The organism is Ancylobacter sp. (genome assembly GCF_965249975.1).
GTDB lineage: Bacteria > Pseudomonadota > Alphaproteobacteria > Rhizobiales > Xanthobacteraceae > Ancylobacter.
Window position 1 is genome coordinate 1 of sequence record NZ_CBDFNE010000011.1, and the last position, 11,467, is coordinate 11,467.

The 11,467-nt window shown below is 69.9% G+C and carries 15 protein-coding genes; 4 read left to right on the forward strand and 11 right to left on the reverse strand.

The features are described from left to right. From ACP2AH_RS10350 to ACP2AH_RS10370, 5 genes are all read right to left on the reverse strand, one after another. The coding region (locus ACP2AH_RS10350) for a pyruvate, phosphate dikinase (RefSeq protein ID WP_425105727.1) at positions 1–1,465 on the reverse strand (1,465 nt) is incomplete at its 3' end. 89 nt (positions 1,466–1,554) lie between these two features. Then, positions 1,555–1,914: a YbaN family protein gene (locus ACP2AH_RS10355; protein WP_425105728.1), complete on the reverse strand. Its 360-nt coding sequence runs from the start codon at positions 1,912–1,914 to the stop codon at positions 1,555–1,557. A 22-nt stretch (positions 1,915–1,936) separates the two neighbouring features. Beyond that, complete coding sequence (locus ACP2AH_RS10360; protein ID WP_425105729.1) at positions 1,937–2,452, reverse strand: tyrosine phosphatase family protein; 516 nt, start codon at positions 2,450–2,452, stop codon at positions 1,937–1,939. 84 nt (positions 2,453–2,536) lie between these two features. Next, on the reverse strand, positions 2,537–3,121 hold the full coding sequence (locus ACP2AH_RS10365; RefSeq protein WP_425105741.1) for a YfbR-like 5'-deoxynucleotidase: 585 nt from the start codon (positions 3,119–3,121) through the stop codon (positions 2,537–2,539). Positions 3,122–3,156: 35 nt separating this feature from the next. Continuing rightward, a complete protein-coding gene (locus ACP2AH_RS10370) occupies positions 3,157–4,050 on the reverse strand; it encodes a YgfZ/GcvT domain-containing protein (RefSeq protein WP_425105730.1) in 894 nt (297 codons plus the stop codon). Between the two features lie 116 nt (positions 4,051–4,166). On the opposite strand from ACP2AH_RS10370, the gene ACP2AH_RS10375 reads away from it, so the two are divergent. Then, positions 4,167–5,501: a dihydroorotase gene (locus ACP2AH_RS10375; RefSeq protein ID WP_425105731.1), complete on the forward strand. Its 1,335-nt coding sequence runs from the start codon at positions 4,167–4,169 to the stop codon at positions 5,499–5,501. Between the two features lie 7 nt (positions 5,502–5,508). On the opposite strand, the gene ACP2AH_RS10380 is transcribed toward ACP2AH_RS10375, so the two are convergent. From ACP2AH_RS10380 to ACP2AH_RS10400, 5 genes are all read right to left on the reverse strand, one after another. Next, positions 5,509–5,916, reverse strand: coding sequence for a VOC family protein (locus ACP2AH_RS10380; protein WP_425105732.1), 408 nt, complete (start codon positions 5,914–5,916; stop codon positions 5,509–5,511). A 90-nt stretch (positions 5,917–6,006) separates the two neighbouring features. Continuing rightward, the gene (locus tag ACP2AH_RS10385; protein ID WP_425105733.1) at positions 6,007–6,723 is read right to left on the reverse strand and encodes a hypothetical protein; all 717 of its coding nucleotides are present in this window, start codon (positions 6,721–6,723) and stop codon (positions 6,007–6,009) included. A 147-nt stretch (positions 6,724–6,870) separates the two neighbouring features. After that, positions 6,871–7,119 carry a hypothetical protein gene (locus tag ACP2AH_RS10390; RefSeq protein WP_425105734.1) on the reverse strand — a complete coding sequence of 83 codons (249 nt, stop codon included), beginning with the start codon at positions 7,117–7,119 and terminating at the stop codon, positions 6,871–6,873. 149 nt (positions 7,120–7,268) lie between these two features. Next, positions 7,269–7,691: a TIGR02301 family protein gene (locus ACP2AH_RS10395; protein ID WP_425105735.1), complete on the reverse strand. Its 423-nt coding sequence runs from the start codon at positions 7,689–7,691 to the stop codon at positions 7,269–7,271. Positions 7,692–7,795: 104 nt separating this feature from the next. Continuing rightward, complete coding sequence (locus ACP2AH_RS10400; protein ID WP_425105736.1) at positions 7,796–8,239, reverse strand: NUDIX hydrolase; 444 nt, start codon at positions 8,237–8,239, stop codon at positions 7,796–7,798. A gap of 143 nt (positions 8,240–8,382) precedes the next feature. Between ACP2AH_RS10400 and ACP2AH_RS10405 the strand changes: the two genes are divergently transcribed. Both ACP2AH_RS10405 and ACP2AH_RS10410 read left to right on the forward strand, forming a co-directional pair. Beyond that, the gene (locus ACP2AH_RS10405) at positions 8,383–9,120 is read left to right on the forward strand and encodes an SOS response-associated peptidase (RefSeq protein ID WP_425105737.1); all 738 of its coding nucleotides are present in this window, start codon (positions 8,383–8,385) and stop codon (positions 9,118–9,120) included. A gap of 27 nt (positions 9,121–9,147) precedes the next feature. Next, a complete protein-coding gene (locus ACP2AH_RS10410) occupies positions 9,148–9,777 on the forward strand; it encodes a LysE/ArgO family amino acid transporter (protein WP_425105738.1) in 630 nt (209 codons plus the stop codon). Between the two features lie 234 nt (positions 9,778–10,011). Here the strand turns inward: ACP2AH_RS10410 and ACP2AH_RS10415 are convergent, their stop codons facing one another. Continuing rightward, the gene (locus ACP2AH_RS10415; protein WP_425105739.1) at positions 10,012–10,398 is read right to left on the reverse strand and encodes a hypothetical protein; all 387 of its coding nucleotides are present in this window, start codon (positions 10,396–10,398) and stop codon (positions 10,012–10,014) included. 47 nt (positions 10,399–10,445) lie between these two features. Here ACP2AH_RS10415 and ACP2AH_RS10420 point away from each other — a divergent pair. Next, a partial coding sequence (locus ACP2AH_RS10420; protein WP_425105740.1) for a DUF1499 domain-containing protein occupies positions 10,446–11,467 on the forward strand: 1,022 nt, incomplete at its 3' end.

The following is an 11,467-nucleotide window of genomic DNA, read 5'->3' on the forward strand; positions in this document are numbered from 1 at the left end:
CGCGGATCGTGCCGGCGCCCGAGACGCAGGGCTTGCCCATGCCGCGTGCGACGACGGCGGCGTGGCTGGTCATGCCGCCCCGCGTCGTCAGGATGCCGCGCGCCGCATGCATGCCGTGCACGTCCTCGGGGCTCGTCTCGACGCGGACGAGGATGACCTTGCGACCCTGCGCGCGCGCCGTCTCCGCCTCGTCGGGCGTGAACACGACCGCGCCGCTGGCGGCGCCCGGCGAGGCCGGCAGTCCGCGGGCGAAGATGTCGCCGCGATCCTCCGGATCGATGGTCGGATGCAGCAATTGCTCCAGCGTGCGCGGCTCGATCCGCGCCACCGCCTCGGCGCGGCTGATCAGGCCCTCGCCGGCCATTTCCACGGCAGTGCGCAGTGCCGCGCGGATCGTGCGCTTGGCCGGCCGCACCTGCAGCATCCAGAGCCTTCCGCGCTCGATGGTGAATTCGAGGTCGAGCATGTCGCGATGATGGCGCTCGAGCCGCTCGGCCACACTGGCGAAGGCGGCATAGGCGGAGGGCATCAACTGCTCGAGCGAGGCCGTCTCGGAGCCGGTCTCGCGCCGCGCCCGTTCGGTCAGGTCCTGCGGCGTCCGCGTGCCGGCCACGACGTCCTCGCCCTGCGCATTCGGCAGGAATTCGCCCCAGAGGATCTTCTCGCCGGTCGAGGGATGGCGGGTGAAGGCGACGCCGGTCGCCGAGGTCTCGCCGAGATTGCCGAACACCATGGCCTGCACGGTCACGGCCGTGCCAGCGTCGGTGTCGAGGCCGTTGATGCGGCGATAGGCGACGGCGCGCGGATTGTTCCAGGAGGCGAAGACGGCGCGCACCGCCGCCCAGAGCTGCGCATCGGGCGATTGCGGAAAGGCCTTGTCGGTCTCCTCGATGACGACGCCCTTGAAGATTTCGCAGACCTCCTGCCAGTCGTCGGCGCCGAGCTCGGCGTCGAGCGTCAACCCGCGCGCCAGCTTCAGGTCTTCCAGCCGCTCCTCGAACACCGCATGGTCGAGCCCGAGCACGACATGGCCGAACATCTGGATGAAGCGGCGATAGCTGTCGAAGGCGAAGCGGCGGTCGCCCGAGGCGCGCGCGAGGCCCTCGACCGTCTCGTCGTTGAGGCCGAGATTGAGCACAGTGTCCATCATGCCGGGCATCGAGGCCGCGGCGCCGGAGCGGACAGAGACGAGCAGCGGATCGGCGGCATCGCCAAAGCGGCGGCCGGCGATGCGGCCGATGCCGGCCAGCGCCGCCGCGACATCGGCATCGAGACCGGCGGGAAAGACATGGCCGTTGCGGAGGTAGTGGCGGCCGATCTCGGTGGTCAAGGTGAAGCCGGGCGGAACGGGCAGGCCGAGCGCGCTCATTTCGGCGAGTCCGGCGCCCTTGCCGCCCAAGAGGTCACGGTCGGCGAGGCCGCCCTCGGCAAGACCGCCGCCGAACGCATAGACCCATTTCGCCATCGCGACGCACTCCTTGCGGCGCACCAGCGCCTGGCGCCTAGCTAAATCAAGCTCTTGCTGCATCGCAATACGAATTTAATCGTCTGCGTTCACCGATGCGGCCGGCTGAGCACATAGGCGGCGGCCCCGAGCAGCGCCGCGGCGACGAGAGCGGCGAGCCAGGGCGGCGGGCCGACGAGATAGACGAACATCGCGAAGCCGCCGGCCATGCTGACGACGGTGAATACCTTGGCGGCCACGGGGACGGCGCCGGTCTCGCGCCATTGGACGATCGGCGGACCGAACAGTGGATGGCGGAGTAGCCAGGCTTCGAAGCGCGGCGAGGAGCGCGAGAAGAACCAGGCGGCGAGGATCATGAACACCGTCGTCGGCATCACCGGCAGGAAGAGGCCGACGATGCCGAGCCCGACCATCGCCCAGCCGGCGGCGGCATAGAGCGGGCGCTTCATGCTGCCATTCCGCCGCCCGCCGCTAACGGTCGAGCGCCAGCGAGAACGGATGTCCCTCGAAGGCGTCGTGGCCACGGCCGATCTGCTCGATCGCCTTCACCATGCGGCCGCGGCGCCCGAGAATCTCGTCGGCGAAGCGGACGAGGCGGAGGTTCGGCGTCGCTGAAGCCGAGCCGGCGCGGATGAGCGCGGCGATCTCGGCCTCGTCGCGTTCGGGGCGAAGCGCGCAGACCGTGATGAAGGCCGCCGCCGTCGACCGGCTGATGCCGGCGAAGCAGTGGACGACGATCGGCTTCTCGGCCTTCCAGCTCTCGAGGAAATCGAGCAGCTGCTCGACATGCTCCGGCGCCGGCGGCGTCAGCCCGTCCATCGGCTCGAGGATGTCGTTGAAGCCAAGAAAGAGGTGGCGCTCGGCGGGGATCGCCTGCGGGCGCGGCACCGGCGTCGAGGCGTTGATCAGCGTCACCAGATGACTGGCGCCGGTCTCTGCCACCGTTGCGCCGATCCGGGACAGCGAACAGACGTAGACGCGCGGCATTAGGGGCTCCTGAAGGTCGATCGATGGGCCCGCCGACATGCGGGCCGCCATCCTTCACTCATGTAGTGCGCGCGGCCGCCCGGGTCACCTTGAAAGCGCAGCCGTTCCCATCGCGGCGGCGAGTTCCTCGAAGAGGGAGAGGAAGCGCTGCTGCGCCACCGCCGTCGGCCAGGGATCGAGCGGCAGCTTGCCCGCCTCGATGCCGCGCGGCCGGCCGAAGAATGACGTCGCCTCGGCGCTGCTGAAGCCGGCGAGACGGGTCGCCTCATGGAAGGCGGCGATCTTGTCGGCCGCCTTGATCGCGCGAGAAAGCTCGGCGCGCCGCTCCGCCGGCAGGCCGAAGCGAAGATGGATGGCGGCGAGCAGCCGCGCCTCGACCGCCTTGTATTCGCCCGCGACCAGCGCCTTGAACGGCGAGATCATGTCGCCGATGACATATTCCGGCGCATCGTGCAGCAGCGCCGCCATGCGGTCGGCCGCCGGCATGGCAGGCGCCAGCAGCACGGCGATCTCGACCACCAGCACCGAGTGCTGGGCGACGGAAAAGGCGTGGTCGCCATGCGTCTGGCCGTTCCAGCGCGCTACACGGGCGAGACCATGCGCGATGTCGGTAATCTCGATGTCGAAGGGCGAGGGATCGGCGAGATCGAGCCGCCGGCCGGACAGCATGCGCTGCCAGACGCGCGGGGCAGCGGGAGCGCGGGTCACGCCGCGCCCTCGTCCTCGGCCCCCGCTGGCCAGGTGAAGCTGGCGAAGGGCGGCAGGCGGATCGAAAGCGGCACGCCGCCGGCCGTCGCGGTTGCGCCGCCATCGAGCGCGAGCCGCGTCCGGTCGAGCCGCAGCAGCGCGATCGCCGCGCCGCCGGCGCTGCTGCCGAGCACGCCGAGGGCCTTGCCGCCGGCCTCGACCGCCGTTCCGGCCTCAGGCAGGGCGCCCTCTGCCGTGACCATCACCGCGCGGCGCCGCGCCGTGCCGCGATGCTGCATGCGCGAGACGATCTCCTGGCCGACATAGCAGCCCTTGCGGAAATCAAGCCCGCCGAGATCGTCCATGTCGGCGTCATGCGGGAAGGCCTCGCCGAAGGCGAAGTCGCGGCCACCTTCCGGCACGCCCTCGGATATCCGGTGCGCATGCCAGACCTCGGCCGGCTGCTCGGAGGTGCCGGGCGACGCGGCGTCACTGTCGGCGGGAAGGACGGCGCGGAACCCGAGCGCGGCGAGGCGCGGGTCGGCGGCGAGGGCCACCGCGCCCGGGAGCGCCGGTGGCGCCGCGCCGCCCCAGATGACGGCGACCTTGTGGCTCTCGGCAAGGCTCGTAAGCTCCACCTTCGCCCGCAGCCGGTACAGCGTCATCCGCTTGAGGAAGCTCGCGAATTCGGCGCGCGGCAGGTCGATCAGGAAGCTGTCGCCCTCTTTCAGGATCAGGAAGTCGGCGAGGATCTTGCCCTGCGGCGAGAGCAGCGCGCCAAAGCCGGCGCCGCTCGCGACAACTCGCGCCATGTCGGTGGTGATGATGTTCTGCAGGAAGCTCTCGGCCTCGGGGCCGCCGACGCGGAGCACGGCGCGATCGGGCAGGATGGCGAACGACCCCTCACGCATCGGCATGGTTCCCATGCATTTCGCGAACTTGTGCGGCGGCTGCGGTTTCCTTAAGCCGGGAAAGGTGGTCCGCCGAGGCAGGGGCGGGACACCGGCAAGCGCTGGGGAGGGCGGCCATGAGCAATACCTACGAGCTTCTGTTTCGCAACGGCACCGTCGTCAATCACGACGGCATCGGCACGCCCGACATCGCCGTCAGGGACGGCCGCATCGCCGCCATCGGCGATATCGATCCGCGCCGGGCGGACCGGGTCGTCGACTGCACGGGCCTGCATATATTGCCGGGCGTGATCGACAGCCAGGTGCATTTTCGCGAACCCGGCGCCGAACACAAGGAGAACCTCGAAAGCGGGTCGCGCGCCGCGGTCATGGGCGGCGTCACCGCCGTCTTCGAGATGCCGAACACCAAGCCGACGACGACCAGCGCCGAGGCGCTCGCCGACAAGGTGCAGCGCGCCACGGGCCGCATGCATTGCGACTTCGCCTTCTGGGTCGGCGGCACGCGCGACAATGTCGCCGATATCCCCGATCTCGAACGGCTGCCGGGGGCGGCCGGCATCAAGGTGTTCATCGGCTCCTCGACCGGCGACCTCCTCGTCGAGGACGATGGCGGCATCGAAGCGATCCTCGGCAAGACGCGGCGCCGGGCGGCCTTCCATGCCGAGGACGAGCCGCGCCTCAACGCGCGCAAGCCGCTGCGCGTCGCCGGCGACGCCGCCTCGCATCCGGTCTGGCGCGATGCGACCGCGGCGCTGATGGCGACCGAGCGCCTCGTCGCCATCGCCCGCCGCCAGGGCGCGCGCATCCATGTGCTCCATATTTCGACCGCCGAGGAGATCGCCTTCCTCGCCGGCCACAAGGACGTGGCCACCGCCGAGGCGACGCCGCATCACCTGACGCTCTCCGCCGACGACTATGCCCGCCTCGGCACGCTGCTGCAGATGAACCCGCCGGTGCGCGACAAGGCGCACCAGGCCGGCATCTGGCAGGGCATCGCCAGCGGCGTCATCGATGTGCTCGGCTCCGACCATGCGCCGCACACGCTGGAGGAGAAGGCGAAGCCCTATCCGGACAGCCCCTCCGGCATGACCGGCGTGCAGACGCTGGTCCCGATCATGCTCGACCATGTCAACAATGGCCGCCTGTCGCTGGAGCGGCTGGTCGATCTCTCCTCGGCCGGGCCGGCGCGCATCTTCGGCATCGCCCGCAAGGGCCGCATCGCGGTCGGATACGATGCCGACTTCACCATCGTCGACATGAAGCGCCGCGCCACGATCACCAATCGCTGGATCGCCTCGCGCGCCGCCTGGACGCCCTATGACGGCAAGCGCGTCATCGGCTGGCCGGTCGGCACGATCGTGCGCGGCCGCGAGGTGATGTGGGATGGCGAGCTGGTGACGCCCTCGGCCGGCGCGCCGGTGCTGTTCAGCGAGGCGCTGCCGCGCGGCTGAGCCGCCGTCACGGCGCATCGGCTTCGATCACGACGGACGGCGCCGAGCGCCAATGCGGGCCGTGATAGACGGCCTCGATATTGTTGCCGTCGGGATCGAGCAGGAACGCGGCGTAATAGCCGGGGTGATAGGGCCGCTCGCCCGGCGCGCCGTTGTCCCGCCCGCCCGCCGCGAGGCCGGCCGCATGGAACGCAGCCACGCTCTCGCGGTCCAAGGCCTGGAAGGCGAGGTGGCAGCGCCCGGTCAGCGGCGTGCCGCCCGAGACGGCGAGTTCATCCGCGAAGAAGAAGCCTTCGGCGTCGACAAGGGGGATGCCGAGCGTCGCCAGCACCGCGCCATAGAAGCGCCGGCTGGCAGCGTAATCGGCGCTGACGATCTGGATGTGATCGATGAGCCTGCCACGATGGAATTGCATCTGTCCTCTCCTCCGCTCGAAGAGAACAAATCACGAACAGACTGCGCCGTCAACGGCCGGTTGCGCTGCGACCGGGTTCTCGGAAGGACCTCAGTCGCCGGCCTGGAACTCGGCCCATTTGCCGTCCGGCGTGATGCTGACGCGATAGAAGAGATAGGCGCCGTAGTTCTTCATCTCGTCGAAATCGGAGGCGGTGAGCAGGCGGAACAGCTCCACCATCTGCGCCGGCGACAGCTTGTCGAGCGGATAGCGCGCGAAATAGGGCCAGAGATAGACCTCGTTCGGCGTGCCGACATCGGCATGCACATAGCCGGCCTCGAGCACCTCGCTGAGGATGGCGAGGATCTCGCGTCCATCCGGATCGCCCGAGAGCGACTTCAGATAGGCGATCGGGTCCTTGGTGTCGCCCTCGTCGGCGCCAAGATTGGGCGGATGCGGACCCGATTCGATGATCGGCTTCAGCTTCTCGATGTCGCCGGTCTTGGCGGCGGCGAGGATGTCGTTGCGGAGCTTCTGCACGGCCGGCGGCAGCTTGCTGAAATCATATTCGACGACCGGCGTCGGCTCGTCCGCGGAGGGCGCGGCGCTGGCGGGGCTGTCCGGGGCCGGGCCGCTCGGCGGCGGTCCGTCGGCATCGCCGTCCTCGCTGGCGCCGGGCGGCGCGATGATGCTCTGGGTCGGAACCTGCTTCGCATCCGGGACCGGCTTGACGTCGATCGGGGCGGCCGCGAAGGCCGAGGCGCCCGCCGATAGGACGAGCGCGAGGGTGGCGGTTCCGATCAGCGCTGCCAGACTATGCCCGCGCATGGCGTACTCCCTGATGTTCCGGCCGTATCGGCCGAGCCTGGCCGAGCCAATGCATCGGCACCGCGCAAACATGGCGCTCGTGCCGCTTATCCGATCGGAACAGCAGATTGCGGCAGAACCGGGTTCCGCGACGACGAGGCGGGGCTTTTACTGGATGGTCCGCTGCAGCGAGAATTCGCCGCGGCGAACGCGGTCCGGCAGCGAGACGGTGAGGTCCGCGACGGCGTCTTCGCCATAGGTGAAGATGAGGTCGGACAACGCCGCGAACAGGGCCGCATGCGCCATGATGTCGGTGTCGATGCCCTCGGCCACCGCTTCGTCCCATGCCTCGGTCAGATAAGCGAGAGCGGCCCGCTTCTGCTCGGCGATCTCGAGGCTGTCGAGGTCCTGTTCCATGAGCAGCGTGCCTTCCGTTGACCTGGGATCGATTCGACCTGCAGCGCGATCCGAATCGCCGACGGAAAAAACCTAGCACGCACAGACTCCGAGGGGACAGCTATCCTGAAGAAGGGGTTAATCCAACACTAAGAATCCGGTTAATTTGGTTAACGTGGCGGCGCTGCATCACTGCCGTAGCGGCTGGCCACCGCGCGGGTCAGCGCCGCGCCTTCCGCCCTGTAGCGGTCGATTGCCTCGCGCGCGGCCGGCGTGCAGCGGCGATAGAGCGCGGCAAAGCCCGCATAGCCCTGGTTGAACGCCGCCGTCATCCGCGCCCGGCGCTCGGGCGCCGGCGCCTCGGCCTCGACGAGGGCCTGCATCTGGTCGCGCCACAGGCTGGGCTCGGCCGCGCCGCAGAGCGGCCGGAGATAGTGCAGCGCGCCGAGAATCTCGGAAAGGCGGACGAGCGGCGCATCATAGGGCGCATCGGCGGCTTGGCCGATCGCGGGCGAGGCGAGGGCGGCCACGATCGCAAGGGCGGCACCGCCTCGGCGGACACGGCGACGGATCGAAAGGAAAAGGCTCTGCATGGCCGTCCGGCGCAATGGGGAGGGGCCCCGGTCAGTCGTGGTGCCCGGTCAGTCGTGGCGGGGGATCATGGTCCGGCGTCGCGAGGCGTGCAAGCCGCCGCCGATCAGGCGGGACGGGAGAGGGCGAGGACGCGGAGGAGATCGGGCGTCGTCGGCAGGAGCGCTGCTTCCTCCAGCGTCAGCCAGGCGGCATCGGCCGCGTCGCTCGCTGCGATCGCCTCACCCTCGGCCTCGCCGGCAAAGCTCACGACGATGAAATGGCTCGTCGCCGCCTCGCCGGTGCCGAGGATCATGTCGAGCGTCACGACCGGGCGGAGCGGGCCGGCGGCGAGCCGGGTTTCCTCGAGGAGTTCGCGCCGTGCCGCATCCTCCAGCCGCTCGCCCCATTCGACGCGGCCGCCCGGCAGCGACCAGTGGCCCTCGAAGGGCGGCTTGCCCCGCCGCACGAGCAGGACGCGTCCCGCGCGCCACAGCGCCGTGCTGACGCCGACGCCCGGCTGCCGGGGCCTCGCGACGATCTCGGGCGGAACGGGCGCTTGATGCGGCATCAGGATGGTCCTCACGCGATCAGACGAGACTGGCGCCAAATGGCATCGCTGGGAAGCCGGATTGCGCCTTTGGGGTCGCGCCGCGCCCGATGACGGCCGGCGCGGCGGCTGCTAGACGTGGGGCCGGCCGATGGATGGATGCGATGTGCGGACGCTATGCGCTGGCGATTGAGCCGGCGGACCTCGAACAGGAATTCTCGCTTGTCCGGATCGAGTGGTTTCCGCCGCGCTACAACATCGCGCCGACCCAGCCGATCCTGATCGTGCGCGCCGAAAAGGGCGCCCGCGCCGCCGCCCTGGTGCGGTGGGGCCTGATCCCGTCCTGGGCGAAGGACCCGGCCGGTCTGCCGCTGTTCTTCAATGCCCGCGCCGAGACGGCGGCCGAGAAGCCGGCCTTTCGCGGGCCGTTCCGCCATCGGCGCTGCCTCATCCCGGCGACCGGATTCTATGAATGGAAGCGGGCGGGCGGCCACAAGCAGCCCTTTCTCGCCGAAGGGACGACGCGGCGGATCCTCGCCTTTGCCGGGCTCTGGGAGGAATATGCCGATGCCAACGGCAATCTGCTCGATACGGCGACGATCCTCACCACGTCAGCCAATGCCGACCTCGCGCCGATCCATGACCGGATGCCCGTGGTGATCGATCCGGCCGACTTTGACCTTTGGCTCGGCCTCGCGCCGGCGGACCGCAGGACGGACCTCGCCGACCTGCTGGTGCCGGCCCCGTCTGGCACGTTTCGGCTCATCGCGGTCGATCCGCGCCTCAACAATGCCCGCATCGACGACGCCGCGCTGCAGACGCCGGCCGAGCCCGTGGCGCCCGCCGCCGCAAGGCCCGGCCGCGACGCCCCGCCCGCCGACCGGCAGCTCAAGCTTCTCTAGCGCCACGGCCCTATCGGAACCCCTCGCATGATCCCGTCGCTCGCCGCGCCCGCGCTCGAAGGCTTTCTCCTCGCTGCCAGCCTCATCGTCGCCATCGGCGCCCAGAATGCCTTCGTGCTGCGTCAGGGCCTCGCCCGGCGCCATGTCTTCGCCGTCGCGACCTTTTGCGTCCTCGCCGATGCGACGCTGATCCTCGCCGGGGTCGCCGGGCTCGGCACGCTGGTGCAGCAGTCGCCGCGTCTTCTCACCGTGGTGACGCTGGCCGGATCCGCCTTCCTGTTCGCCTATGGCATGATGGCGCTGAGGCGGGCGCTGCATCCGGGCGGCCTTTCGGCGCGCGGCGCGGCCGAACCGAGGCTCGCCCCGGCGCTGATGACCGTCGCGGCGCTGACCTTCCTCAATCCCCATGTCTATCTCGACACGGTGGTGCTGCTCGGTTCGCTCTCCGCCCGCCATGTCGGCTGGGCTCGGGCCGCCTTTGCCGTCGGCGCCGCATGCGCATCGGCGGTCTGGTTCTATGGTCTTGGCTATGGCGCGCGGTTTCTGGCGCCGCTGTTCGCGCGGCCGGTCGCCTGGCGGGTGCTGGATGGCGTGATCGCGCTGATCATGACGCTGATCGCCGTGTCGCTGCTGCTGCAGCTGACAGGACCGGCCTGAGCGCGGCCGCTGCGGGCGGATGGATGGATGACGCGGGAATCTGGATTTGCGGGAATGAGGACGGGCGCGCGGCCTGCGTCGTCTCAAGTCCTGAAGCGCCACCGCCTTTGGCGCGGCCGTATGCGCGCGGCGTTCTATGACCGCTCTGTCGCGGCCATGACCGTCGGGGCAGGCGCGCGTGCGAAGTCACGCGCTGCGGTGGTCTCGCGGAGTGGCTGGACGTCGCGGTCCGGCTCAGTCCTGTTCGCGGGCGGCGATCGCCATCTGCATCTGCTCCGACCGCGCGGCGGCCTTGGCAGGTGCGGCGCCCGGCTTCTGCTGGCGGATCACCGCCACCAGTTCGGGGTTGCCGAGTTCGCCATATTTCGAGCGCAGGTCGAGCTCCTGCTCACGTTGTGCTTTCGTCGTAAATGTAGAGTGATCTTTTCTGGTCATGATCTTGCTGTTGTCCTTGGCGTACTCACACTGCCGTGCCGATCTTCCGCCGGCTGACACATGCGAATTCCGCATATGATTACCCAATATGGCAGATTCGTGTTTTAGAATTTCGTTAACGACGGACGGCCGGTCCACATGCAATCCGTTGGACTTGAAAGGCGTTTGCTGTTGCCATTTCGACACATGACGCTGCGAGGGTTCTATTGGCGCCGCTCTTGCGGGGCCGCGCGATGATCGGCCGCCTGCCGCGACGGGAGGCGCCTGCCGCGCGTGCCGCGCTGCGTCTCGCCGCCCTGCCGATCCCGCTGTTGCTGCTGGCCGGACTGCTGCACCGGGCGTCGATGATCACGCTGACGCCGCTGATGATCGTCATCGCCCTCGCCTGGCTGTTGGCGGCGCTGGCGCTGGTCGCGGCCGTCATCGCCCTCCGCGCCATCTGGCTGCGCGGCGATCGCGGCGTCGGCGCGGCGGTGGGCGCGCTGGTCCTCGCGCTGATCGTGCTCGCGATCCCGGCTGCCATCGCGGTCGAACTGGTGCGCCTGCCGCGCATCGCCGATGTCTCGACCGACCTCATCGATCCGCCGCTGTTCACGGCGGCGCCGGACCAGGTGGTGATGCGGCCGCTGCCGAACGCGGCCGAGCGCGCGGCGCAGCTTGCCGCCTATCCCGAGATCGTGCCGCGGCACTATCCGCAATCGCCGGAGCGGGTCTACCAGGCGGTGGCGGCGCTGGTTGCGGCGCGCGACTGGCCGGCCACCGACCAGCGCGCGCCGGACAGCGACAACGAGGTCGGCTGGATCGAGGCGCGCGCGGCGACGCCGCTGCTGGCGCTGCCGGCCGACGTCGTCATCCGCATCATCGCCGACGAGACCGGCACGCTGGTCGACATGCGCTCGGCGTCGCGGATCGGCGCGCATGATCTCGGCGACGACGCGCGCCGCATCCGCGGCTTCTTCGAGGATCTCGACACGGCTCTGCAGGGATCGTCGAGACCGACGAGGATGCACGGCCGCAGGCGGAAGCGCCGGCGGACGACGCCCTGCCGCCGCTGCCGCCACCCGCTCCGGTCGTCAGGCGCTGACGGGGCCGTATTCGGCGGAGAGTCCCTCGCCGGAGAGAACGGCGACGCGGCCGCGCGCGACGAGGTCCTCGATATGGGCGAGCACCGACAGGGCCGCTGCGCCATGCAGGACGGCGGGCGTCTCGCGATAGATGACGGCGACGATGGCGGCGATGCTGCGGTCGCCGCGCT